Raw genomic sequence first — 23,577 nt, 5'->3', positions numbered from 1 at the left:
TCGGCAGCACCGGCCCCGCACGACTGCACCTGGCACTGTCAGCGGCCACAGCCAGGGACGAGGGACGACGGGCACCCGGGCAGTCGATAACGCGACGCCCCGCGCCGGGGAAGCACCGTCGCCGGGCTGGCCCCCGGCGCACTGGACAGGCTGCCACGACAGCGGGCGTGAATGGGGGGTAAGCGAGCCGGCTGGGAACGCCAGATGGCGCCCAGCGCTCGCGCCACCACGGGCCCTCGGGCGGCAGATGAGCACGAGCTACCGGAGGAGACTCGAGGACGCAGACGCGCCGCGCGGATGGCGGCACCGCGCGGATGGCGGCCTCATCGCTCGGGTGAGGGCCGATGAGGTGGGGTGGAAGCCCGCTGGCGCGCCGTTTCACGTGAAACGGCCCGGTGCCGCCGGCCGGCTGGTCGGTCTCCCGCCCTGACTCGCGGCTCTTACCGGCCCCAGTTTCACGTGAAACGGAGGCGGGCCGGCGGTCATCCACGCATGCCAGGGGAGGCCGCCCGCTCCCGCCATCCGACGCTGGTCGTGGTCGACCTGCTCGTCGGGAAGGGTTGGCCGAGGCGGTAGCGGAGGTGGTCACCGGACGTTGGTCGAACTGCGGGGACGCGTACGCACCGCCGCTTGGCACGCCCCCGGCTCTCGTTTCACGTGGAACGCTGCACCCTCGTTGGGAGCGGGGACGCGCGAGCCGCAGCGCCAAGCGCGGACGGAAGCGCCCTGTACGGCCGCTGAGCGGCAGAACGAGCGGGGGGCGTCGGGCGGTCAGGGTGGCCTGGCCCCAGTCCCGTAGCGATCAAATCAGGCGCGTCCAGAACGGTCCCCGGACGGCGGCCGGACCAAGGGGACCGGCGGCGACCGCAAGCTGTGCGGGGCAGCCCTTCGCGGTCGACGTACCGCCGCGGGACGACCCGATCGCCGGACACGGAACGGCCGTGCGGCCCGGAAGGGCTCACGCGGCCGGCGGTCCGAGGGTCAGGCCTCCGGCTCCTCCTCCTGGCCGACACCGATGATGCCGACGATCCGCTCCAGGTCGTCGACCGTCGCGAACTCGATGGTGATCTTGCCCTTGCTCCGACCGATGTCGACCTTGACTCGGGTGTCGAACCGGTCGGACAGCCGGTCGGCCAGATCCGTCAGGGCCGGCGCGTGCGGCTTCGGCCGGCGGCGGGCCGTCTCCTTCTTGGTCGGGCCGTCGCTCAGCGCCAGCGCGACGATCTCCTCGGTCGCGCGGACCGAGAGCCCTTCGGCGACGATCCGGAGCGCTAGCTGCTCCTGCGCCTCGGGCTCGTCCAGGCTCAGCAGGGCTCGGGCGTGTCCGGCGGACAGCACGCCGGCGGCCACCCGCTTCTGCACCGGCGCCGGGAGGTTGAGCAGCCGGATGGTGTTGGAGATCTGGGGCCGGCTCCGCCCGATCCGCCGGGCGAGTTCCTCGTGGGTGGCGCCGAACTCGTCCAGCAACTGCTGGTACGCGGCGGCCTCCTCCAGCGGGTTCAGGTTGGCCCGGTGGATGTTCTCCAGCAGGGCGTCCCGGAGCATGGCGTCGTCCCGGGTGTCCCGGACGATGGCGGGGATGCTCTCCCGCCCGACCGCCTGCGCGGCCCGCCAGCGCCGCTCACCCATGACGAGTTCGTACTTCTCCTCGTCGAGCTGCCGCACGACGATCGGCTGGAGGAAGCCGACCTCCTGGATGGAGGTCTTCAGCTCCTCCAGAGCCTCCTCGTCGAAGACCTGCCGGGGCTGCTTCGGGTTCGGCACGATCGCGTCGACCGGGATCTCGGCGAACCGGGCACCCGGCACCGGGCTGAGCGCGGGCTCGGGCGGGGCCGCCGCGACGGGCGGGCCGGCCGCCGGCGGCGTCGGCTCGACGGGCGTGTCGGCGGCGGCGGTGGGTGCCGGCTCAGCCGTGGCGGTGGCGGCGGTCGGCGCCGGTCCGGTCGGGATGAGCGCCCCCAGGCCCCGACCCAGACCGCCCCGAGGACGGTTCTTCATGCCACGCCTCCCAGCGACTGTTCCGCACTACGCATTCCGCACCGGCTCCTTGACGCCGCGCTCGGCAATCTCCTGGGCGGCCTCGAAGTAGCTCGTGGCCCCCCGCGACCCCGGATCGTAGGTCATCACGGACTGGCCGTAGCTCGGCGCCTCCGAGACGCGGACGTTACGCGGAATGACCGCCTGCAGCACCTTGTCGCCGAAGTGGTTCCGCACGTCCTGCTCGACCGCGTCGGCCAGCCGCGTACGGCGGTCGTACATGGTGAGCAGGATGGTGGAGACCTCGAGCTTCGGATTGAGGTGCTGCCGGACCAGGTTGATGTTGTTGATCAGCTGGTTCAGCCCCTCCAGCGCGTAGTACTCGCACTGGATCGGGATGAGCACCTCCTGCGCGGCGACGAGCGCGTTGACCGTGAGCAGGCCGAGCGACGGCGGGCAGTCGATGAAGACGTAGTCGAAGTGGCCGGGGTAGGCGGCGATGGCCCGAGCCAGCCGGGACTCGCGGGCGACCACCGACACCAACTCGATCTCCGCGCCGGCCAGGTCGATCGTGGCCGGTACGCACCAGAGGTTGGGGATGCCCTCGACGCCCTGGGCGACCTCCTCCAGCGGAACGCTGTTGATGAGGCAGTCGTACACGTCCGGCACCCCGGTGTGGTGCGGGACGTTCAGCCCGGTGGAGGCGTTTCCCTGGGGGTCGAGGTCGACCACCAGCACCCGGTTGCCGTGCAGGGCGAGCGCCACCGCCAGGTTCACCGTGGTCGTGGTCTTCCCCACGCCGCCCTTCTGGTTCGCGACGCACATGACCCGGGTCCGCTCCGGCCGAGGCATCGTCACCTCGCCACTCGGATTCAGGATCTGCACGGCGCGCATCGCCTCCATAGCCAACGGTGGATCATCCTCTTCGCGCGTCGGGGTTTCACGTGAAACGTACGCGGCCTCGGCCGTGGTGGGCCCGTAGGCACCGGCCGGGGACGCGGGCGTGTCGGTGACGGGTACGGGTTGTTCGGGGGCGGCGTCCGGGACCGCGTCCGGGGTCGGCTGCTGCGGCACCGCGGCCTCGAACCGCGCCGGAGCCGAGGGGTTGCGGCGGATGGGGATCACCCGGCCGGCGGTCGAGTTACCGGGGCGCGGCGGCCCGTCCGGGGCCGGCCGCGCCGTCGGCAGCTCCGGCCCCACCGGGCCGGCGTCCCGTTGGACGACGGGATCACAGTCCGGCGGTCGGGTCGACGGGCCAGGGGACGGCCCGTCGGGCGACCAGCTCGGGTAGGGGGTTTCACGTGAAACGGGATCGCCCGCTGATCCGGTCACGCGTGGATCGTCGTACCTGCCGTCGTCATGCACCTGTCATCCCTGCCCGCTTCGGATGGTCGGTCCGCACCCCGTCAACTGGCCGCACGCGTTCTCGCACCGCGGAGCGTACGGCCCGGCGGGAGCGGTCGGGATCCGGTGAACGTCCGCCCGCTCCACACTATCGACGCGCGGTCAGCCTACGGCTCACGGGCGCGGCCGGTCCACGTCGGGTTCTCATCCCTTCCGTCCACCCGCACGGTTCAACGAGCCAACCGCCGGCCGGGACGCCGCCTCGACCCACCCGACGCCGCTCCGAAGTGGAGTCAACGCCGGCGGGACCGCCCGCCACGGGACCTCTTCGGTGCCTTGGGCCGGACCGGTCCGACCACCCGCTCCCGCACGATCTCCACCACGGTCGTCGGCGGGTCGATGACCCCCTCGCCGCAGCGGTGCATCTCGGGTTCGCCACCGCCGAGCCGCGCCACCGTCTCCGCGTGCTCGGCGATCTCGTCGGCGGCGGACGAGCCCTTGAGGGCGATGAGTCGACCGCCCGGGACGGCCAGCGGCAGGCACCACGTCGACAGCCGGTCCAGCGGAGCGACGGCCCGCGCGGTGACCACGTCCCCGCTCAGCGGACCGATCCCGGTCGACCCGGTGGCCGCCTCCTCGGCCCGCCCCCGGAACACCCGGACCGTCTTCGCCAGCCCGAGCTGCTGCACCGCCTCGATGAGGAAGGAGGTGCGCCGGGCGAGCGGCTCGATCAGGGTCACCGTCAGGTCCGGTCGGGCGATCGCCAGCACCACGCCGGGCAGCCCCGCGCCGGACCCGACGTCCAGCACCGTCGCGCCCTCCGGGATCCGCTCGGCCACCGCCGCGCAGTTGAGCAGGTGCCGCTCCCAGATCCGGGGCGCCTCGCGGGGGCCGATCAGGCCGCGGACCACGCCGTCGGTGACCAGCAGCTCGGCGTACGCGGCGGCCAGGTCGATCCGCTCGCCGAAGAGGGTGCGCGCCGCGCCTGCCAGCTCCGGCGGCAGCACCGCGTCGGCCGGCGAGGGGGCGCGGCCCTCGGCCGTCCCCGGGACGGCATCGGCGGGTACGGGCGAGCCGGGCCGGACAGGCGACGGCCCGGGCGGCGTGCCACCCGGGCCGGCCGCGGTGTCGTCGTGGGTCACCCGGTCAGTCCGCCGGCCGGACGATGATGCGCCGGTTCGGCTCGACGCCCTCGGACTCGCTCTCCACGCCGCTCATCGCGTTCACGACGTCGTGCACGCACTTGCGCTCGAACGCGGACATCGGCTCCAGGCGCACGGGCTCGCCGTACTCCTTGACCTTCTCGACGGCGTTCTTGGCGACGGCCGCCAGCTCCTTGCGGCGGTTCGCCCGGTAGCCGCCGACGTCGAGCAGCAGCCGGCTCGGCGTGCCGGTCTGCCGGAAGACGGCGAGCCGGGCGAGCTCCTGGAGCGCCTCCAGGGTGGCGCCACGCTGGCCGACCAGATTCTGCAGCCGGCCACCGACCACCTCGACGACCGGCCGGCCGCCGGAGACCAGCTCGTCGATGTCACCGTCGTAGTCGAGGATGTCGAGCAGGCCCTCGACGTAGTCGGCCGCGATCTCGCTCTGCCGGAACAGGTCGCTCTCGCCGACGGGCTTCTTCTCCTTGGTGCCCGGCTCCTCGTCGGTTTCCTCGGTCTCGCCGTTCACCGCGGTCGGCTCGATCCCCTCGGCGTCCAGGGACTGCTCAGCGCGGGGGGTGCTGGTGTCGGTCACGGTCTCATCTCCGTACTCGCTCGGCCGGACCGTCGGGTCCGCTGGTTTCCCGGGGCCGGCGGGAGGTCGCCGGTGCCCACGGGCACGTCTGTCGTACGGGCAGTCTCGCCCGTGACCGCGCCGCGCGCGGCCGGTTCCGCCCGGCGCCGGCCGTACGGCGGCTGCGCGGTGCGGAACGGGCCGCCGCCGGTTCCCCGACGGCGGCCCGGAGGTCCTCAGCCCTGCCGCTTGGCGGGGCGGCCCTTCTTGGGGTTGGCCGGCTTGGCGCCCGGCTTGGGGCCGGCGACCTTCGGCGCGGCCGGCTTGGCCGGGGCCTGGGGGGCCGCCTTGGCGCGGCCCAGCAGGCCACCGGTCTTGACCGGCTGCACCGGGTTGCGGGGCGAGGCGCCCGGCTTGCTGGTGGCGGTCACCGGCGGCGGGAACTTGCGCAGCACCCACTGCTGCTGGCCGAGGGTGAAGAGGTTGTTGGTGACCCAGTAGATGATCACACCGATCGGGAAGATCGCGCCGGAGATGAGCAGCGACAGCGGGATGCCGTAGAGCATCAGCTTCTGGATCATCCGCTGCTGCGGGTCCTCGGCCCAGCCGGTCTTGAGGATCATCTGGCGGCTGGTGAGGTACGTCGTGCCCATCATGATCAGGACCAGGATGCCGGCGATGACCTTGACGGTGGTGCCGTTGGCGCCGAGGCGGGCGAGCTCGTCGGCGGTCGACCCGAACTTGCCGGCGATCGGGGCGGTGAAGAGCTTCGCGGCCGACGCGCTCTCGAACTGCCCGACCGTCCAGCCGTAGAGGGTCTTGCCGCCGTTGGCCGGGTCGAGCCGGCGGAGCACGTGGAAGAGACCGAGGAAGACCGGGATCTGGAGGAACATCGGAAGGCAGCCCATGAGCGGGTTGGCCTTTTCCTTCCGGTAGAGCTCCATCATCTCCTTCTGGAGCGTCTCCCGGTCACCCTTGTGCTTCTCCTGCAGCGCCTTCACCTGTGGCTGGAGCGCCTGCATCGCCCGCTGCGACTTGATCTGCTTGACGAAGACGGGGAAGAGGATCACCCGGACGGTGACCACCAGGAAGACGATGGCGAGGATCCAGGCCCAGTTGGTGCCGATCACCGCCGCGTCCGGCACCCCGATGGCGTCCCAGGCCCCATGCCAGGCCAGCAGGATCCACGAAATCGCGTAGTAGATCCAGTCGAGACTCAATTCTCAGGCTCCAGTCACATCGGCACGGCGGCGGCCGCCCGGCTCCGGCACCGGGTCGTGTCCACCTGGGTGGAAGGGGTGGCAGCGCAACAACCGCCGGACCGTCAGGCCAGCTCCCCGGATCGCGCCGTGCCGGCCCACCGCCTCCAGGGCGTAGGCGCTGCACGACGGGTAGAACCGACAGCGGGCCGGCAGCGCCGGACTTATCCACCGACGGTACGCGATGATGGGCCCGCTCAGCACCCGGGCACCGATCGTCGCGGGCCGCGGCGCGGCCGGTCCGGCGGTCACCGGGACCGCCTGCCCCGAGGCGCCCGCGCGGCGGCGATCGCCGCGTCCAGGTCGGCTCCGAGCCGCGGGTACGACGCCTCGGCCGCGGCCGGCAGCGCGCGCACGACCAGGGTGCTCCCGGACGGCAGCTCCGCCAGCCGCTCCCGGACCAGGTGTCGCAGGCGGCGGCGGACCCGGTTGCGGACCACGGCGTTCCCGACGGCCTTGGACACGACGAAGCCGGCGCGGGCCGGCGCGGAGGGTTGCTCCGCACCGCTGCTCCGCGCCGGCTCCGGCGAGGTTGCTGTCGCTACGTCGGGGGTCGACGGCAGGCTCAGGTGGACCACGAGCGCGCCGCGGCCGGCGCGGCGGCCACCCCGGACCGCTGCGGCGAAGTCAGTGCTGCGCCGCAGTCGCTGTGCGGCCGCCAGCACGACTGCCCACGTCCCCCGGACCGGACCCGGTCGGCCTCAGGCCGACAGGCGGGCGCGGCCCTTGGAGCGACGGGTCGAGATGATGGCGCGGCCGGCACGGGTGCGCATGCGCAGCCGGAAGCCGTGGGTCTTCGCGCGCCGGCGGGTGTTCGGCTGGTAGGTGCGCTTGCTCACGTCAGGCTCTCCGTTTTCGTACGCCCCGGGCGAGGGGTCGCCGGGGTCGTGTGGTGGTCCAGGCCACCTCGGCGGTGGCCCCCGATCGGTGCTGCCCGGCGATGCGGGACCTCGGCGATGCGGGGAAGCGACCGCGGACAGCAAGCACCCATCACCCTAGCAGAGGGCGAGAGAGCAGCCGTTCCAGCCTACGCAGGGGGGCAACCACCGTCAAACACCCCCAGCAGGGCGGACACCGGCACCGGGCCGCCGGCCGAAGCGGCGGTTTTCGCTGATGCCGCCAAGGGTCGCCGCGCGTCGGCGGTTGATGGCGCGGCGACAACGCTGTTACCGTGCCCGATTGCGGTCAGCGTCGAAAGGTCCGGTCGTCGCTGGGCGGGCAAGACCGGACAGGGTAGTGAATCGTTCGGCACGGTGAACCCGCTTCAGCGCCCGTTCAGGCAGGGGGCAGGTCCGACCCGCGTCCGGCGGGCGGCCACAATCGGTACGTACACAGGCTGTGGATAACTTGTGGACGGGGACCGGTGGGTCGTCCGGGTGGGTGTCGTTCCACCCGTGAACGCCGCGGGCCCGGGACGGCCGACCGGAGAAGACGGCGGCGTCCGGAGCAGAGGCGAGGGGGGTGGCACGACGGTGACCGGCACGACCGACCTTGCCGCGGTGTGGACGGCGACGACCGACGAACTCGCCGACGAGATCATCTCCGCGCAGCAGCGGGCGTACCTGCGGCTGACCCGGCTGCGGGCCATCGTCGAGGACACCGCGCTGCTCTCCGTCCCGGACGCCTTCACCCGGGACGTGATCGAGTCCCGGCTGCGCCCCGCGATCACCGAGGCGCTCACCCGCCGGCTGGGCCGGCCGATCCAGGTGGCGGTGACCGTACGCGTGGCCGACGACGCCTCCGGGCGCCCCGCGGGCACCGTCTACCGCAGCGCCCCGGAGCCCGGACCGGCCGACCACGACGGCGGGCCGCGCGACTTCGGCGACGGGCCGATGGCGCTCGACGGCGCCGCGGGGAGTTTCCTGGACGGCGCGGCCCTCGACGCGGGGCAGCAGCCGCCGCTCATCCCCGAGCAGGCGCACCCGGAGCGGCGGCCCGACGGGCCGATCCCGGCCGACGTGGGGCTCCGCCCCGGCCCGGGTGACCGGGACGGCCAGGAGGCCCTGTTCAGCACGGCCTTCGCCGAGCCGCCGCGGCCCGACCGGCCGGCGCCTTCCCGGCGCGCGCCGGAGCGACGCGGCTTCGACGAGCAGGCCGCCCGGCTGGACCCGCCCACCGCCGACACTCGCGGCTTCGAGGCGCGTTACCGCGAGGACGCCGTCTCGCCCCGGGACCAGCACGTGATCCGGGCGCTGCCCCGGGACACCGGCACCGACAGCGGGCCCGGCCGGGGTGGCATGGATCACCGTCCGGGCGGCCGGGACGACCGGCGGCTGCCCGGCGGCGCCGAGAGTGGCGGCAACCGGCTCAACCCGAAGTACATGTTCGAGACGTTCGTCATCGGCTCGTCCAACCGGTTCGCCCACGCGGCGAGCGTGGCGGTGGCCGAGTCGCCGGCGAAGGCGTACAACCCGCTGTTCATCTACGGCAGCTCGGGGCTGGGCAAGACGCACCTGCTGCACGCCATCGGGCACTACGCCACGACGCTGGGCAACGCCCGCTCGGTCCGGTACGTCTCGACCGAGGAATTCACCAACGACTTCATCAACTCGCTCCGGGACGACAAGACCAGCGCGTTCCAGCGGCGCTACCGCGACGTCGACATCCTGCTGATCGACGACATCCAGTTCCTGGAGACCCGCGAGCGCACCCAGGAGGAGTTCTTCCACACCTTCAACACCCTGCACAACGCCAACAAGCAGATCGTGATCACCTCCGACCGGTCGCCGAAGCAGCTCGCCACCCTGGAGGACCGGCTGCGTACCCGGTTCGAGTGGGGGCTGCTCGCCGACATCCAGCCGCCGGACCTGGAGACCCGGATCGCGATCCTGCAGAAGAAGGCGGCGCAGGAGCGTCTCTACGCCCCGCCGGACGTGCTGGAGTTCATCGCCTCGCGGGTGTCGAACTCGATCCGGGAGTTGGAGGGCGCGCTGATCCGGGTGACGGCGTTCGCCAGCCTGACCCGGTCCACGGTCGAGCTGTCGCTCGCCGAGGAGGTGCTGCGGGACTTCATCCCCGACGGCGCCGGCCCGGAGATCACCGCCGACCAGATCATGGTCTCGACCGCGGACTACTTCGGGGTGAGCCTGGAGGACCTGCGGGGGCACTCCCGCTCCCGGGTGCTGGTGAACGCCCGCCAAGTGGCCATGTACCTGTGCCGGGAGCTGACCGACCTGTCGCTGCCCCGGATCGGGCAGGCCTTCGGCGGGCGGGACCACACGACGGTCATGCACGCCGACCGCAAGATCCGTCAGCAGATGGCCGAGCGCCGCTCGCTCTACAACCAGATCGCCGAGCTGACGAACCGGATCAAGCAGAACACCTGAGGCGTACGCCCGCCGTCGCGTGGCGGACGAGGGACGCCCGGCCGGACCAACGGCCGGGCGTTTTTCGTTCTCCACAGCCACGCGGGCTTGACCCTCGACATGGTGGAGACCACAGCATCGGGGGCGTGTCCGTCCACCGCCCCGATCGTTGTCCACATCTCGTTGTCCACCGCCTGTGGACAACTACCGTCCGTCCACCGCACGGTTACCCACAGGTTGTGGACAAACCCTGGGGACGAGGCTGTGGACGCCTGGGGACAACCCGTCCGTTGTCCACCGGCGACGGTCGGCCTGTGGGCGAGCTGTTGAAGGTTCTGGGGATGAAGCCCGTCGGCCCGGTTCCGGCTGTCCACAGGACTGGGGAGAAAGTCGGTGGATTACCGGTGGACAACCGGTGGACAACGGTGGACAACCTGGGGGCGGACGCCGCCTGTGGATCGCGACACGGGTTGTACCCCCGGTTCTCCACAGCCAAACCACCGGTGGATAACGTGTCTGACCTGCGCGAACGCGGGTTCTCCACAGTTTGCACAGGTGCGATGAAGATGACGAGTTATCTCTTCTAAGACAACAAAAACCAATCACCACCGTTGGACTTTCTGTGGATCGGCCGGATCCGCCGTGGGCGGGCCCCGGCAGCACCTGGAAGTCCACGGGGTCGGGCGCACAGCCGATGCCCGCGCGCCCTAAGGTGCGATGGGTACCCGCACGGACAGGCGGGTCGGTAGGCAGCGGTCGGCATGAGAGAGTTGTCGCTGACGTCGACGCGGAGGCATTGATGAAGTTCCGAGTGGAGCGCGACGCGCTCGCCGAGGCCGTGGCCTGGACCGCGAAGAGCCTGCCAAGCCGGCCGTCCGTACCGGTGCTCGCCGGCGTGATGCTGCGCGTCACCGACGGGAACCTGCAGGTCTCCGGCTTCGACTACGAGGTCTCCAGCCAGGTGACCGTCGAGGTGCAGGGTGACGCCGACGGGGCCGCCCTGGTCTCCGGCCGGCTGCTCGCCGAGATCACCAAGGCGCTGCCCGCCAAGCCGGTGGACATCGCCGCCGTCGGCGCGCACCTCGAACTGGTCTGCGGCAGCGCCCGGTTCACCCTGCCCACCATGCCGGTCGAGGACTACCCGTCCCTGCCGGAGATGCCGGAGAGCGCCGGCACCGTCGACGCGGCCGCCTTCGCCGCCGCGGTGGCCCAGGTGGCCGTGGCCGCCGGCCGCGACGAGACGCTGCCGATGATGACCGGCGTACGCCTCGAGCTCTCCGGCGGCACGCTGGCCATGCTCGCCACCGACCGCTACCGGCTGGCCCTGCGCGAGATGGAGTGGAACCCGGACGACCCCGAGGTGAGCATCAACGCCCTCGTGCCGGCCCGGACCCTGAACGACACCGCCAAGGCCCTCGGCCCGCTCGGCGGTCAGGTGACCATGGCGCTGTCCCAGGGCGCGGCCGGCGAGGGGATGATCGGCTTCGCCGGCGGCACCCGGCGCACCACCAGCCGGTTGCTCGACGGCGCGAACTACCCGCCGGTGCGCTCGCTCTTCCCGGCCACCCACAACGCCGAGGCCCGGGTGCCCGTCAGCACCCTGATCGAGGTCGTCAAGCGGGTCGCCCTGGTGGCCGAGCGGACCACGCCGGTGCTGCTCAGCTTCAGCGCCGACGGCCTGGTGGTCGAGGCCGGCGGCACCGAGGAGGCGCGCGCCAGCGAGGCGATGGAGGCCACCTTCACCGGCGACCCGCTGACCATCGGCTTCAACCCGCAGTACCTGATCGACGGCCTCGCCAACATGGGGGCCCAGTTCGCCGTGCTGTCGTTCGTCGACGCCTTCAAGCCGGTGGTGATTTCGCCCGCCGGCGAGGATGGCGAGGTCATCCCCGGGTACCGCTACCTCATCATGCCGATCCGCGTCTCCCGCTGATCGCGCCCGAGAAGACCCCGACGCACGGAGGTAGGAACACATGCAGCTCGGCCTGGTAGGGCTCGGCCGGATGGGCGGCAACATGCGCGAGCGGTTGCGCGCCGCCGGGCACGAGGTGGTCGGCTTCGACCACAACGCGGAGCTGAGCGACGTCGCGAGCCTGGCGGAGCTGGCGGAGAAGCTGGAGTCGCCGCGCGCGGTGTGGGTCATGGTCCCCGCCGGCGTCACCGACACGACCATCGACGAGCTGGCCGGCGTCCTCGGCGAGGGCGACATCATCATCGACGGCGGCAACTCGCGGTTCAGCGACGACGCGCCCCGCGCCGAGCGGCTCAACGAGCAGGGCATCGGCTACCTCGACGTCGGCGTCTCCGGCGGCGTCTGGGGCCGGCAGAACGGCTACGCGCTGATGGTCGGTGGCGCCCAGGAGCACGTCGACCGGCTCATGCCGATCTTCGAGTCGCTGAAGCCGGCGGGCGAGTTCGGCTTCGTGCACGCCGGGCCGGTCGGCGCCGGGCACTACGCCAAGATGGTGCACAACGGCATCGAGTACGGCCTGATGCACGCCTACGCCGAGGGCTACGAGCTGCTGGCGAAGTCCGAGCTGGTCACCAACGTGCCGGGCGTCTTCAAGTCCTGGCGCGAGGGCACCGTCGTCCGCTCCTGGCTGCTCGACCTGCTCGACCGGGCCCTCGACGAGGATCCGGAGCTGGCCGAGCTGAGCGGCTACACCGAGGACACCGGCGAGGGCCGGTGGACGGTCGACGAGGCGGTCCGGCTCGCCGTGCCGCTGAACGTCATCACCGCCTCGCTCTTCGCCCGCTTCGCCTCCCGCCAGGACGACTCGCCGGCCATGAAGGCCGTCGCCGCGCTGCGCCAGCAGTTCGGCGGGCACGCCGTCCACAAGCGCTGACCGGTATCCACAGGCTGTGTACGTCCGCCGGCTCGAACTGGTCGACTTCCGCTCGTACGAGCGGGTCGGCGTGGACCTGGAGCCGGGGGCGAACGTCCTGATCGGCGCCAACGGCGTCGGCAAGACGAACCTGGTCGAGGCGCTGGGCTACGTGGCGACCCTGGATTCGCACCGGGTCGCCACGGACGCCCCCCTCGTCCGGATGGGCGCCGCCTCGGCGGTGATCCGCTGCGCCGTGGTCCACGAGGGGCGCGAGCTGCTGGTCGAGCTGGAGATCGTCCCGGGCAAGGCCAACCGGGCCCGGCTGGGCCGCTCCCCGGCCCGCCGGGCGCGGGACGTCCTCGGCGCGTTGCGGCTCGTGCTGTTCGCCCCGGAGGACCTGGAACTCGTCCGGGGCGATCCGGCGGAACGCCGCCGCTACCTCGACGACCTGCTGGTCAGCCGCCAGCCCCGCTACGCCGGGGTGCGCGCCGACTACGAGCGGGTGGTCAAGCAGCGCAACGCCCTGCTGCGTACCGCGTACCTGGCCCGCAAGACGGGCGGGACGCGGGGCGGGGACCTGTCGACGCTGGCCGTCTGGGACACCCACCTGGCCCGGCACGGCGCGGAGCTGCTCGCCGGCCGGCTGGAGCTGGTCGCCGCGCTGGCCCCGCACGTCAGCAAGGCGTACGACGCGGTGGCGGCGGGCCGGGGGGCCGCCGGGATCGCGTACCGGCCCTCGGTGGAGCTGGCGGAGCCGACCACCGACCGGGAGACGCTCGCGGCGGCGTTGACCGCCGCGCTCGCCGAGTCCCGCTCCGCCGAGGTCGAGCGGGGCACCACGCTGGTGGGCCCGCACCGCGACGAGCTGGCGCTGACCCTCGGCCCGCTGCCCGCCAAGGGGTACGCCAGCCACGGCGAGTCCTGGTCGTACGCGCTCGCGCTGCGGCTGGCCGGGTACGACCTGCTCCGCTCCGACGGCATCGAGCCGGTGCTGGTGCTCGACGACGTCTTCGCCGAGCTGGACGCCGGGCGGCGGGAGCGGCTGGCCGGGCTGGTCGGCGGGGCGAGCCAACTGCTGGTGACCTGCGCGGTCGACGACGACGTGCCGGCGTCCCTGCGCGGCACCCGGTACGCCGTCGGCGAGGGGGCGGTGCGACGTGTCGGATGAGCAGCTTCCGCCCGCCCGCCTGGGCCCCGGACGCGGCGGGCCGGCCGGCGGGGACTCCGCCAAGCCGACCGGCGACTCCGGCGGCACGGCGGGCGGCGGGGACGCGCCGGCCGGCGCCGGCGGGCCGGAGCTGGCCCGGGCGGTGCTGGACGCGGCCCGGGCGCGCCGGGAGGCGGCGGCGCGCACGCGTCGGCGTACCCCCGGCGCCGGCGCGGGTGGCGACGGCGACGGCGGCTCGCAGCGGCGGCTGCGCGGCTACTCCGGCCCGGGGCCGGACCCGCGCGACCCGCAGCCCCTCGGCGCGGTGCTCAATCGGCTGGTGAAGGCGCGCGGCTGGCAGCAGCCGGCGGCCGAGGCGATGGTGTTCGGCGCCTGGGAGCGGGTGGTGGGCCCGGAGGTGGCCCAGCACAGCCGGCCGGTGAAGCTGGAGGACGGCGAGTTGACCGTGGAGGCCCGCTCGACCGCCTGGGCCACCCAGCTGCGGCTGCTGGCCGGCTCGCTGCTGAAGCAGATCGCCAGCGAGGTCGGCCACAACGTGGTGCGCAAGCTGCACATCCACGGCCCCGCCGCGCCGTCCTGGTCGAAGGGCCCGCGCCGGGTGCGCGGCCGCGGCCCCCGGGACACCTACGGCTGACGGTCAGCGACCGCCGCGCCGCGCCTCACGCTCGGCCCGCTTGCGTTCCCGCTGCTCGCGGCTCCACTGCTTGCGCCTCTCCAGGTCCTGCTTCCACGCCTCCCGGGCCTGGCTCGAGCCGCCCTGCACCGCGCCCTGCACCTCGGGAGGGCCCGCCAGGTGGCGGAAGGCCCAGGCCATGAAGCGCCCGCCCTCGCCCGGGGCCCTCGGTGCCGGCTTCTCCTCGCTCATCGCCCGACCCTTTCGTTGGTATACAAACTATTAGTACCCCAACCGTTGGTACGATCGCAACGACGAGAGGAGGGAGCACCGTGCCCGACCAGTTCGACGACGATCCCCTGGCGCTGGAGCAGCAGGTGTGCTTCGCGCTCTCGGTCGCGGCGCGCGGGGTGGTCGCCGTCTACCGGCCGCTGTTGGAGCCCATGGGGCTGACCCATCCGCAGTACCTGGTGATGCTCGCGCTCTGGCAGCACGCGCCCCTGTCCGGGCGCGAGCTCAGCCGCCTGTTGCAGCTCGACCCCGGCACGCTGTCGCCCCTGCTCAAGCGCCTGGAGGCGAACGGCTACGTCCGCCGGGAGCGGGACCCCGCCGACGAGCGGAGCCTGGCGGTGACGCTGACGGCGGCCGGCGAGGCCCTCCGGGCGCGCGCCGAGGCGATCCCGCCCGCGATCGTCGAGCGGCTCGGCCTGCCGATCGAGGACCTGCGGCACCTGCACGCCGCGCTCACCCGCGTCATCGCCGCGGCCAACCGCGCCGAGGCCACGGCCCCGCCGGGTGCGGGCGCCCCGCGTCCGGCCGGCGCGGGCGGTCCGGGCGACGTCCCGGTGCCGGACGACCCGTGGGGTGCGGCGGCCCGGTCCGGCTGACGGGCGAGGTCCGGCCGGCGGGCCGCAGTCGGCAGAGCCGCCCGGTCAGGCGTCGGCGTAGACGGCGAAGCCGCGGTCGGCGCAGCGCCGGTAGAAGGCCGCCAGCACGCTCAGTTCGGCGCAGGTGAAGTTCCACTGCGGCGGCGCCCCGCTCTCGTCACGCAGCGCGTCCAGCCGGCTGTCGAGCCAGCGCAGCTGCTGCTCGGCCAGCCGCCCGTCGGCCAGCAGCGACCGCAGCACCTGGCTGACCGAGTCGAAGGTCACCGCCTCGCCGTGTGGGCGGTGGCCCGCCACGAACCGTTCGATGCCGCCGGCGATCCAGGCACAGCCGTCCGGGTCGATCACCGGGTCCTCGTCCTCGGCGGCGGCGTCCGTGGCGTAGAGCACACCTTCGAGCCCGAGCAGCAGGTCCACCAGCTCGGTGTACGCGGTGGCCCGGACGGTTCCGGTCTTGGCGATCAGTTCGGCGAGCGCCGCGGTCGGCGCGGAGATGCGCGGCATGTCGACGATGTCGCCGAAGTCGACGAACTCCGCCGGCGCGACCGGGTCGTAGAAGCGGCCGGTCCGCGGCCACTGCACCGCGACGTTGTCCAGCCCCATCTGGCGTCACCTCATAACGAGCGTGTGTCGGTTCGATCGGGTCGATCGTCCGGTTCCGGCCGGAAAAGATCAAGGCCGCGCCACCGGCGCGGCGGGGCGGGTGTCTCCGGCCCGGCGGCCGACACCGATCGTCGGCCGGTCGCGCCCTCGATCGGACCCGTGCGTGTAGGGGGAGTCGCGGGCGGCGCGGTTCGGCCGGCTACGTCGGTCTGAGACGCCCCGCAGGGGTGCCGAGTGGTGGTTCTGTCGCTGGCGCACAGTAAGATTGACCCCGAGACGAAGACCCGGTGCGGAGCGACGAGACACGGGCCCGGTGCGGGGCCCGCGATCATTGTCCACGTCGGGTCGAGCCGATCGCGATCCGCGGGCAACCGCGGCGACCGGCGCGTGCGACCCGTACCCCGGATTGTCCCCGGTGCCGGTCCGCGCGCCGACGTCGCGTCCTGTCCGCCGAACCCGCGCCCGACGCGCCACCAGGCGCGGACGGCGCGAGAAAGTGGCCGAGGGTGGCAGCGCAGGACAAGCAGGAGTACGGCGCCGGGTCGATCACCGTCCTCGAAGGGCTGGAGGCGGTCCGGAAGCGCCCCGGTATGTACATCGGGTCGACCGGTGAACGCGGTCTGCACCACCTGGTGTGGGAGGTCGTCGACAACGCGGTGGACGAGGCGCTGGCCGGCCACTGCGACACCATCGACGTGGTGCTGCTCGCCGACGGCGGGGTTCGGGTCACCGACAACGGCCGGGGCTTCCCGGTCGACCTGCACCCGAAGCTGAAGAAGCCGGGCGTCGAGGTGGCGCTGACGGTGCTGCACGCGGGCGGCAAGTTCGACGGCAAGGCGTACGCGGTCTCCGGCGGTCTGCACGGCGTCGGTGTCTCCGTGGTGAACGCCCTCTCCACCAAGATGGCGGTGGTCATCCACAAGGACGGCTTCGTCTGGCGTCAGCAGTACCACAACTCGAAGCCGACCCCGCTGGAGAAGGGCGAGCCGACCGACCAGACGGGTTCCGCGGTCTCCTTCTGGCCCGACGCGGACGTGTTCGAGACGGTCGACTTCGACTTCCAGACCATCTACCGGCGGCTGCAGGAGATGGCCTTCCTCAACCGGGGCGTCACCATCCACCTGCTCGACGAGCGGGTCCCGGAGGGCGAGGAGGGCAAGCCGCGCGAGGTCACCTTCTGCTACAAGGGCGGCATCGCCGACTTCGTCCGGCACCTCAACGCCTCGAAGAACCCGATCCACAAGACGGTGGTCGAGTTCGGCTCCGAGGAGGAGGGCATGTCGGTCGAGATCGCCATGCAGTGGAACGAGTCGTACGGCGAGTCGGTCTACACCTTCGCCAACACGATCAACACCCACGAGGGCGGCACCCACGAGGAGGGCTTCCGGGCCGCGCTGACCAGCGTGGTGAACCGGTACGGCGCCGACAAGAAGCTGCTCAAGGGCGACGAGAAGCTCTCCGGCGAGGACATCCGTGAGGGCCTGGCCGCGATCATCTCGGTCAAGCTGGCCAACCCGCAGTTCGAGGGCCAGACCAAGACCAAGCTCGGCAACACCCCGGTGAAGAGCTTCGTGCAGCGGGTCTGCAACGAGTGGCTGGTCGACTGGTTCGACCGCAACCCGGCCGAGGCGAAGATCATCATTCAGAAGGCGTCCCAGGCCGCCCGGGCCCGGATCGCCGCCCAGCAGGCGCGCAAGCTGGCCCGGCGCAAGTCGCTGCTGGAGTCCGGTTCGATGCCGGGCAAGCTGGCCGACTGCCAGTCCACCGACCCGCGCGAGTCGGAGGTCTTCATCGTCGAGGGTGACTCGGCGGGCGGTTCGGCGAAGCAGGGGCGCGACCCGCGGACCCAGGCGATCCTGCCGATCCGCGGCAAGATCCTGAACGTGGAGAAGGCCCGGATCGACCGGGTGCTCAAGAACAACGAGGTCCAGGCGCTGATCACGGCGCTGGGCACCGGCATCCACGACGACTTCGACATCGAGAAGCTGCGCTACCACAAGATCGTGCTGATGGCCGACGCCGACGTCGACGGCCAGCACATCCAGACGCTGCTGCTCACCCTGCTCTTCCGCTTCATGCGTCCGCTGGTCGAGCTGGGTCACGTCTACCTGGCCGCCCCGCCGCTCTACAAGATCAAGTGGAACAAGCGGGGCGACGACGCCCAGTACGCGTACTCGGACCGGGAGCGGGACGGGCTGATCGCGCTGCGCCAGCAGAAGAAGCCGAACGCGAAGCCGGACGACATCCAGCGGTTCAAGGGTCTCGGCGAGATGAACTACCCCGAGCTGTGGGAGACCACGATGAACCCGGCGACGCGTACGCTGCGTCAGGTCACTCTGGACGACGCGGCCACCGCCGACGAGTTGTTCAGCGTGCTGATGGGTGAGGACGTCGAGGCGCGCCGCTCGTTCATCCAGCGCAACGCCAAGGACGTCCGGTTCCTGGACATCTGACGGGGCTCGGCGGGCTGGCCGGTCATCCACCGGCCGACCCGCCGATCCACAGAGTTATCCACAGCATGGCCGGTTTCCACAGCCGTTATCCACAGCACGAAAACGACTCTGAGTCTGATAAGGGTTAACAGTGACCGATACCCCCGAGTCCACACCGAGCGAGCCCGAGGTTCCCGAGACCGTCGCCGCTGTCGTCGCGCACGACCGCATCGAACCGGTCGGGCTCGAGGTGGAGATGCAGCGCTCCTACCTCGACTACGCCATGAGCGTCATCGTCGGGCGGGCGCTGCCGGACGTCCGGGACGGGCTCAAGCCGGTCCACCGCAAGATCCTCTACGCCATGTTCGACTCCGGCTACCGGCCGGACCGGGGCTACGTGAAGTGCTCCCGCGTCGTCGGCGACGTGATGGGTCAGTTCCACCCGCACGGCGACTCCGCCATCTACGACGCGCTGGTCCGGATGGCGCAGCCCTGGTCGCTGCGCTACCCGCTGGTCGACGGCAACGGCAACTTCGGCTCGCCCGGCAACGACCCGGCCGCCGCCATGCGGTACACGGAGTGCAAGCTCGACCCGCTGGCGATGGAGATGCTGCGGGACATCGACGAGGACACCGTCGACCTGCAGGACAACTACGACGGCCGGGCCAAGGAGCCCACCATCCTGCCGTCGCGGATCCCCAACCTCCTGGTCAACGGGTCCGAGGGCATCGCGGTCGGCATGGCCACCAAGATCCCGCCGCACAACCTGCGCGAGATCGGCGCGGCGGTGCAGTGGTGCCTGGAGCACCCGGACGAGGACGAGGCCACCACCCTCGACGCGCTGCTCGGCATCGTCAAGGGGCCGGACTTCCCCACCCACGGCCTGATCGTCGGCACCCAGGCGATCCAGGACGCGTACCGCACCGGGCGCGGGTCGATCCGGATGCGGGCCGTGGTGGAGGTCGAGGAGGACAAGCGCGGCCGCCCCTGCCTGGTCGTCAGCGAGCTGCCCTACCAGGTGAACCCGGACAACCTGGCCGAGCGGATCGCCGAGCTGATCAAGGAGGGCAAGCTCGCCGGCATCGCCGACATCCGCGACGAGTCCTCCGGGCGCACCGGCATGCGCATCGTGCTCGTGCTCAAGCGCGACGCGGTCGCGAAGGTCGTGCTGAACAACCTCTACAAGCACACCCAGCTCCAGGAGACCTTCGGCGCCAACATGCTGGCGCTGGTCGACGGGGTGCCGCGCACGCTCAACCTGGCCCAGTTCATCCGCTACTACGTCGAGCACCAGATCGACGTGATCCGCCGGCGGACCGCGTTCCGGCTCCGCAAGGCCGAGGAACGGGCGCACATCCTGCGCGGTCTGGCCAAGGCGCTGGACGCCCTCGACGAGGTGATCGCCCTGATCCGGCGCTCGCCCACGGTCGAGGACGCCCGGCAGGGCCTGATCCGGCTGCTGGAGATCGACGAGATCCAGGCGACCGCGATCCTGGACATGCAGCTGCGCCGACTCGCCGCGCTGGAGCGGCAGCGGATCCTCGACGACCTCACCAAGCTGGAACTGGAGATCGCCGACCTCAAGGACATCCTCGCCAAGCCCGAGCGGCAGCGGAGGATCGTCTCGGAGGAGCTCGGCGAGATCGTCGCGAAGTGGGGCGACGACCGGCGTACGCAGATCGTGCCGTTCGAGGGCGAGGTCTCGATGGAGGACCTCATCGCCCGCGAGGACGTGGTCGTCACGATCACCCGCACCGGCTACGCCAAGCGGACCAAGGTCGACCTCTACCGCTCGCAGCGGCGCGGCGGCAAGGGCGTCAGCGGCGCCAGCCTGCGGCAGGACGACATCGTCAGCCACTTCTTCGTCTGCTCGACCCACGACTGGATCCTGTTCTTCACCAACAAGGGTCGCGTCTACCGGGCCAAGGCGTACGAGCTGCCCGAGGCCAGTAGGGTGGCCAAGGGCCAGCACGTGGCGAACCTGCTCGCGTTCCAGCCTGACGAGCAGATCGCACAGATCATCGAGATCCCGAACTACCAGGTGGCTCCCTACCTGGTACTTGCCACGAAGAACGGCCTGGTGAAGAAGACTCGGCTCGAGGAGTTCGACTCCCCCCGATCCGGCGGCATCATCGCGATCAACCTGCGCGACGAGGACGAGCTGGTCGGGGCGGCGCTCGTCGCCCCGGAGGAGGACCTGCTGCTGGTCTCCAAGAACGCGCAGGCGATCCGGTTCAACGCGAGCGACGAGGCGCTGCGGCCGATGGGCCGGGCCACCTCGGGCGTGATCGGCATGCGCTTCAGCGAGGACGACGTCCTGCTGGCCATGGAGGTGGTCCGCGAGGGGCTGGACGTCCTGGTGGCCACGAACGGGGGATACGCGAAACGTACCCCGATCGAGGAATACCCGGTCCAGGGCCGGGGAGGTAAGGGCGTGCTGACTGCGAAGATCACCGAGCGACGTGGTGGTCTGGTCGGCGCGGTGGTGATCGACCCGGACGACGAGCTGTTCGCGATCACCAGCAACGGTGGTGTCATCCGGACTCCGGTGAAGCCTGTACGCCGTACGCGTGATCGGAACACAATGGGGGTCAAGCTGATGGACCTTCCGGACGGCGTGACTATCGTGGCGATTGCTCGCAATGCCGACGAGCCTGACGAACAGGACTAGTTGAATGACGGAGACACAGGCGAAGTCGGGGAACACGGGGACCTCGGCCAACCCGGTCGACGAGGAGGCCGCCAAGAGCGGCACACCAGCGACCGGCCGCGCGGCCGTGGGCCGGGCGACGGTCCCCGCCGACGCGCCTGCCCCGAAATTCACCCGGGCTCCCGGCATGACACCGCCGCCGGACAAGCCTTCCGAGGACGGGGACGCGGCGGACAAGACCGAGACGGTGGGGGTCGACAAGCCGGCCCCCGCCGCCACGGCGGCCGCCGCCAAGCCGACGACGACCCAGCCGTTGAAGGTCGGTGCCGGCCAGTCGACCGGCACCACCGGCACGCAGCCGCGGATCACGGGCGCCACCGGCACCCAGCCCCGCGTCACCGGCACGGCCAAGCCGCAGCCGGACGGCGGGCGGCCGACGGCGGCCGGCCGACCGGCCAACGGCGGTGGCCTGCCGCCGGGCATCAGTGGCGCGGCCGCCGTCGGGGCCGCGCGCGTCGGTGAGGCGGTACGCGCCGCGCGTACGTCGGTCAGCTCGGCCGCGTCGCGCGGACCGCGCCGGGCCCGGCTGAACCTCAAGCGCATCGACCCCTGGTCCGTGATGAAGTTCGCCTTCGCCGTCTCGGTGGTGCTCTTCATCGTCGTGGTCGTGGCCACCTCCGTGCTCTACCTGGCCCTCGACGCGATGGGCGTGTTCACCAGCGTCAACGACAGCCTGACCGACCTCGTCAGCGCCGGCGGTGGCCAGAGCACCAGCGGCTTCCAGATCACCGCCAAGGGCGTGATCCTCAGCTCGGCGCTGATCGGGCTGGTCAACGTCGTGCTGTTCACGGCGCTCGCCACGCTCGGGGCGTTCGTCTACAACGTCTGCGCCGACCTGGTCGGCGGCATCGAGCTGACCCTCGCCGAGCGCGACTGAACCACCTCGGAAGCCGGGGCACCGCCGACGCGTGGGCCCCGGCTTCCGTGCGTTCCCGGCACGCGCCGGGCACCGAGCGACGTGGCACGGGCGGCGAAATCACCTGGGCCGGACGCGGCGCCTCCGGTAGGTTCAGGGGCGACGGCGACGCCGGATGTCCGGGTGGCCCCCGATTTGGGGGCGGGCGGGCGGATGGGTTAATGTTGCTCGTCGCTACGCGGGGCTATAGCTCAGTCGGTTAGAGCGCAGAGCTGATAACTCTGAGGTCGCTGGTTCGATTCCAGCTAGCCCCACCGCACATCGTCCGACGGCAGTCGAGCGCGAGGGGTAGGCCCCAATGTTCAAGAAGCTTCTGATCCTGGCCGGCGTCGTCGGGGTCGCGGCCGTCGTCGCCAAGAAGATCAAGGCTTCCAACGACGAGCGCGCTCTCTGGCACGAGGCGACCACCGCGCCCGACCTGCGCTGAGCACACCGCCACGGCCAACACCGGCGGCGTCGTCCGCCTCACGGGGCCCTAGCTCAACTGGCAGAGCACTGCCTTTGCAAGGCAGGGGTTAGGGGTTCGAGTCCCCTGGGCTCCACCAGCACTTTCCTTGGTTGATCTCGGCCCCGAGTACAGCCAAGCGGTCACGCCGTCCCCTCCTCGCCAAGGATCCGGTCGATGGCCGAGGCAGCCTGGCGAGCCCGAGCCGGCAGAACGTGCCCGTAGGTGTCGGCCGTCATCCGGATCGTGGAGTGCCCGAGCAGTTCCATCACCGTCCGCAGCTCCTCGCCTTGGTCGAGCAGGAACGTGGCGAAGGCGTGCCGCAGATCGTGCAGGTGCAGCCACTCCAGCCCAGCCGTCGCGCGGAACTGCTCGAAGCGCCGGTTCACGTTCCGCGGTTCCATTGGCGTGCCGATCGTGCTGGCGAACACCAAGCCGAGATCCGACCACACCTCGCCGGCGGCAAGCCGTTCCTTCGCCTGACGCACCCGCTGCGACTCCAACGCCCGGACGGCCAGCGTCGACAGCGGCAGCGGACGGCTCGACCGGTGCGTCTTCGGCGGCACGAACTCAAGCCCTCGGTCGGTCCGCTGGAGCGTCTGCCGCACGAACAACGCCTTGCCCGGCAGGTCGACGTCTGACCATCGGAGCCCGAGCAACTCGGCCCGCCGGAGCCCGGTCGCGAGCGCCAGGACGAACAGCGATTCCAGCCGGTCACCGGTCAGCACCGACAGCAGTGTCTTGGCTTCCTCGGGCGTCAGCGCCCGCCGCTCGGCCCGACCCAGCGCCGGTGGGTTCGCAGCCTTGGCGACGTTGCGTGGCACCAGATCCATCCGCTCAGCGTCGGCCAGGGCGACGCGCAGGACGGCGTGCACCTTGACGATGCTGGCCGGCGCCAGCTTGCCACGGAGCCCGGTCAGGAAACCGCTGCACATCCCGAGGCGTCAACCGATCGAGCTTCACCCGCCCGAGCCCCGGCACGAGGTGCTTGGTCGGCTCGGAGCTGCCTGTTGTCTGTTGCCGCATTGGCCTGTACTAGATCAAGGCGCTCCGCGCGGCGCGGGCCGGGGCGCGGCAACCGGCTCCTGCCGGAGCCGCCGCCCCGGCTGCCTACGGCGCCGGGGCGGAAAGTCAACCGGCCCGCAAACCACGCCCCGCCCCGCGCGTCACCCCTGGGTCCGTGAAAGGGACCAGGCGACGAGTCCCGGGACTGACCGGGACCATGCGACAGCCTTCACCATCCGTGGCTTTCCGGCCCTGGTGGCGTCTCACCGCGGAGCGGTCGACGGTCGGCCGGAGCGAGTTGCCGGACGGAATTCGTCAGCTGCTCACGGGGTCCGAGGTGAGGAAGGGGTGGAGGTAGGAGGAGGGGCGGAG

The 23,577-nt window shown here is 71.8% G+C and carries 20 protein-coding genes, 2 tRNA genes and 1 pseudogene; 12 read left to right on the top strand and 11 right to left on the bottom strand.

What is annotated here, in order from left to right; genetic code table 11:
- Window positions 1-981: 981 nt before the first annotated feature.
- From ACSNOB_RS13375 to rpmH, 8 genes are all read right to left on the bottom strand, one after another.
- The gene (locus tag ACSNOB_RS13375) at window positions 982-1,998 is read right to left on the bottom strand and encodes a ParB/RepB/Spo0J family partition protein (protein ID WP_436686939.1); all 1,017 of its coding nucleotides are present in this window, start codon (window positions 1,996-1,998) and stop codon (window positions 982-984) included.
- A gap of 27 nt (window positions 1,999-2,025) precedes the next feature.
- Window positions 2,026-3,102, bottom strand: a complete 1,077-nt coding sequence (locus ACSNOB_RS13370; RefSeq protein WP_436686938.1) for an AAA family ATPase — start codon at window positions 3,100-3,102, stop codon at window positions 2,026-2,028.
- 512 nt (window positions 3,103-3,614) lie between these two features.
- Window positions 3,615-4,328: a 16S rRNA (guanine(527)-N(7))-methyltransferase RsmG gene (gene rsmG, locus ACSNOB_RS13365; protein ID WP_436686952.1), complete on the bottom strand. Its 714-nt coding sequence runs from the start codon at window positions 4,326-4,328 to the stop codon at window positions 3,615-3,617.
- 139 nt (window positions 4,329-4,467) lie between these two features.
- A complete protein-coding gene (locus tag ACSNOB_RS13360) occupies window positions 4,468-5,058 on the bottom strand; it encodes a protein jag (protein ID WP_393108305.1) in 591 nt (196 codons plus the stop codon).
- Between the two features lie 215 nt (window positions 5,059-5,273).
- A complete protein-coding gene (yidC, locus tag ACSNOB_RS13355; RefSeq protein ID WP_436686937.1) occupies window positions 5,274-6,257 on the bottom strand; it encodes a membrane protein insertase YidC in 984 nt (327 codons plus the stop codon).
- A 3-nt stretch (window positions 6,258-6,260) separates the two neighbouring features.
- A complete protein-coding gene (yidD, locus tag ACSNOB_RS13350) occupies window positions 6,261-6,500 on the bottom strand; it encodes a membrane protein insertion efficiency factor YidD (protein ID WP_393108640.1) in 240 nt (79 codons plus the stop codon).
- A gap of 44 nt (window positions 6,501-6,544) precedes the next feature.
- Window positions 6,545-6,961, bottom strand: coding sequence for a ribonuclease P protein component (rnpA, locus tag ACSNOB_RS13345; RefSeq protein ID WP_436686936.1), 417 nt, complete (start codon window positions 6,959-6,961; stop codon window positions 6,545-6,547).
- Window positions 6,962-6,997: 36 nt separating this feature from the next.
- On the bottom strand, window positions 6,998-7,135 hold the full coding sequence (gene rpmH / locus ACSNOB_RS13340) for a 50S ribosomal protein L34 (RefSeq protein WP_091100492.1): 138 nt from the start codon (window positions 7,133-7,135) through the stop codon (window positions 6,998-7,000).
- A 633-nt stretch (window positions 7,136-7,768) separates the two neighbouring features.
- Here rpmH and dnaA point away from each other — a divergent pair.
- From dnaA to ACSNOB_RS13315, 5 genes are all read left to right on the top strand, one after another.
- Complete coding sequence (dnaA, locus tag ACSNOB_RS13335) at window positions 7,769-9,622, top strand: chromosomal replication initiator protein DnaA (RefSeq protein WP_436686935.1); 1,854 nt, start codon at window positions 7,769-7,771, stop codon at window positions 9,620-9,622.
- Window positions 9,623-10,400: 778 nt separating this feature from the next.
- The gene (gene dnaN / locus ACSNOB_RS13330) at window positions 10,401-11,534 is read left to right on the top strand and encodes a DNA polymerase III subunit beta (RefSeq protein ID WP_436686934.1); all 1,134 of its coding nucleotides are present in this window, start codon (window positions 10,401-10,403) and stop codon (window positions 11,532-11,534) included.
- 40 nt (window positions 11,535-11,574) lie between these two features.
- Window positions 11,575-12,447, top strand: coding sequence for a phosphogluconate dehydrogenase (NAD(+)-dependent, decarboxylating) (gene gnd, locus ACSNOB_RS13325; protein ID WP_436686933.1), 873 nt, complete (start codon window positions 11,575-11,577; stop codon window positions 12,445-12,447).
- A gap of 16 nt (window positions 12,448-12,463) precedes the next feature.
- Entirely contained in the window at window positions 12,464-13,597 is a 1,134-nt protein-coding gene (gene recF / locus ACSNOB_RS13320; RefSeq protein WP_393108292.1) for a DNA replication/repair protein RecF, read from the top strand.
- Entirely contained in the window at window positions 13,587-14,231 is a 645-nt protein-coding gene (locus ACSNOB_RS13315; protein ID WP_436686932.1) for a DUF721 domain-containing protein, read from the top strand. Before recF ends, ACSNOB_RS13315 begins: the two co-directional genes overlap by 11 nt.
- A gap of 3 nt (window positions 14,232-14,234) precedes the next feature.
- On the opposite strand, the gene ACSNOB_RS13310 is transcribed toward ACSNOB_RS13315, so the two are convergent.
- Window positions 14,235-14,462, bottom strand: a complete 228-nt coding sequence (locus tag ACSNOB_RS13310; RefSeq protein ID WP_436686931.1) for a hypothetical protein — start codon at window positions 14,460-14,462, stop codon at window positions 14,235-14,237.
- A gap of 80 nt (window positions 14,463-14,542) precedes the next feature.
- On the opposite strand from ACSNOB_RS13310, the pseudogene ACSNOB_RS13305 reads away from it, so the two are divergent.
- Window positions 14,543-14,977 (top strand): annotated as a pseudogene (locus tag ACSNOB_RS13305) (MarR family winged helix-turn-helix transcriptional regulator); the annotation flags it as partial.
- Between the two features lie 165 nt (window positions 14,978-15,142).
- Here ACSNOB_RS13305 and ACSNOB_RS13300 read toward each other — a convergent pair.
- A complete protein-coding gene (locus tag ACSNOB_RS13300; RefSeq protein ID WP_350677718.1) occupies window positions 15,143-15,697 on the bottom strand; it encodes a hypothetical protein in 555 nt (184 codons plus the stop codon).
- Window positions 15,698-16,203: 506 nt separating this feature from the next.
- Between ACSNOB_RS13300 and gyrB the strand changes: the two genes are divergently transcribed.
- From gyrB to ACSNOB_RS13270, 6 genes are all read left to right on the top strand, one after another.
- A complete protein-coding gene (gene gyrB / locus ACSNOB_RS13295; protein WP_436686930.1) occupies window positions 16,204-18,150 on the top strand; it encodes a DNA topoisomerase (ATP-hydrolyzing) subunit B in 1,947 nt (648 codons plus the stop codon).
- A 130-nt stretch (window positions 18,151-18,280) separates the two neighbouring features.
- On the top strand, window positions 18,281-20,800 hold the full coding sequence (gene gyrA, locus ACSNOB_RS13290) for a DNA gyrase subunit A (protein ID WP_393108284.1): 2,520 nt from the start codon (window positions 18,281-18,283) through the stop codon (window positions 20,798-20,800).
- A 4-nt stretch (window positions 20,801-20,804) separates the two neighbouring features.
- Complete coding sequence (locus ACSNOB_RS13285; RefSeq protein ID WP_436686929.1) at window positions 20,805-21,716, top strand: DUF3566 domain-containing protein; 912 nt, start codon at window positions 20,805-20,807, stop codon at window positions 21,714-21,716.
- A gap of 219 nt (window positions 21,717-21,935) precedes the next feature.
- A tRNA-Ile gene (locus ACSNOB_RS13280) sits at window positions 21,936-22,009 on the top strand.
- Between the two features lie 44 nt (window positions 22,010-22,053).
- Window positions 22,054-22,182: a DLW-39 family protein gene (locus ACSNOB_RS13275; RefSeq protein WP_208818042.1), complete on the top strand. Its 129-nt coding sequence runs from the start codon at window positions 22,054-22,056 to the stop codon at window positions 22,180-22,182.
- 42 nt (window positions 22,183-22,224) lie between these two features.
- Window positions 22,225-22,300 (top strand) — tRNA-Ala (locus tag ACSNOB_RS13270).
- 43 nt (window positions 22,301-22,343) lie between these two features.
- On the opposite strand, the gene ACSNOB_RS13265 is transcribed toward ACSNOB_RS13270, so the two are convergent.
- On the bottom strand, window positions 22,344-23,075 hold the full coding sequence (locus tag ACSNOB_RS13265) for a tyrosine-type recombinase/integrase (RefSeq protein ID WP_436686928.1): 732 nt from the start codon (window positions 23,073-23,075) through the stop codon (window positions 22,344-22,346).
- Window positions 23,076-23,577 lie beyond the last annotated feature (502 nt).

Origin of the sequence: Micromonospora sp. URMC 106 (genome assembly GCF_051386395.1) — a bacterium.
GTDB lineage: Bacteria > Actinomycetota > Actinomycetes > Mycobacteriales > Micromonosporaceae > Micromonospora.
The sequence above is the reverse complement of the archived record's forward strand: the minus strand, read 5'-3'. Positions and strand labels throughout refer to the sequence as shown.

Excerpts from the sequence above, each read along its gene's own strand:
- ACSNOB_RS13285 (WP_436686929.1), top strand. The coding sequence starts at position 20,805 with ATGACGGAGACACAGGCGAAGTCGGGGAACACGGGGACCTCGGCCAAC.
- ACSNOB_RS13310 (WP_436686931.1), bottom strand. The coding sequence starts at position 14,462 with ATGAGCGAGGAGAAGCCGGCACCGAGGGCCCCGGGCGAGGGCGGGCGC.
- ACSNOB_RS13300 (WP_350677718.1), bottom strand. The coding sequence starts at position 15,697 with ATGGGGCTGGACAACGTCGCGGTGCAGTGGCCGCGGACCGGCCGCTTC.
- gnd (WP_436686933.1), top strand. The coding sequence starts at position 11,575 with ATGCAGCTCGGCCTGGTAGGGCTCGGCCGGATGGGCGGCAACATGCGC.
- ACSNOB_RS13275 (WP_208818042.1), top strand. The coding sequence starts at position 22,054 with ATGTTCAAGAAGCTTCTGATCCTGGCCGGCGTCGTCGGGGTCGCGGCC.
- ACSNOB_RS13375 (WP_436686939.1), bottom strand. The coding sequence starts at position 1,998 with ATGAAGAACCGTCCTCGGGGCGGTCTGGGTCGGGGCCTGGGGGCGCTC.
- dnaN (WP_436686934.1), top strand. The coding sequence starts at position 10,401 with ATGAAGTTCCGAGTGGAGCGCGACGCGCTCGCCGAGGCCGTGGCCTGG.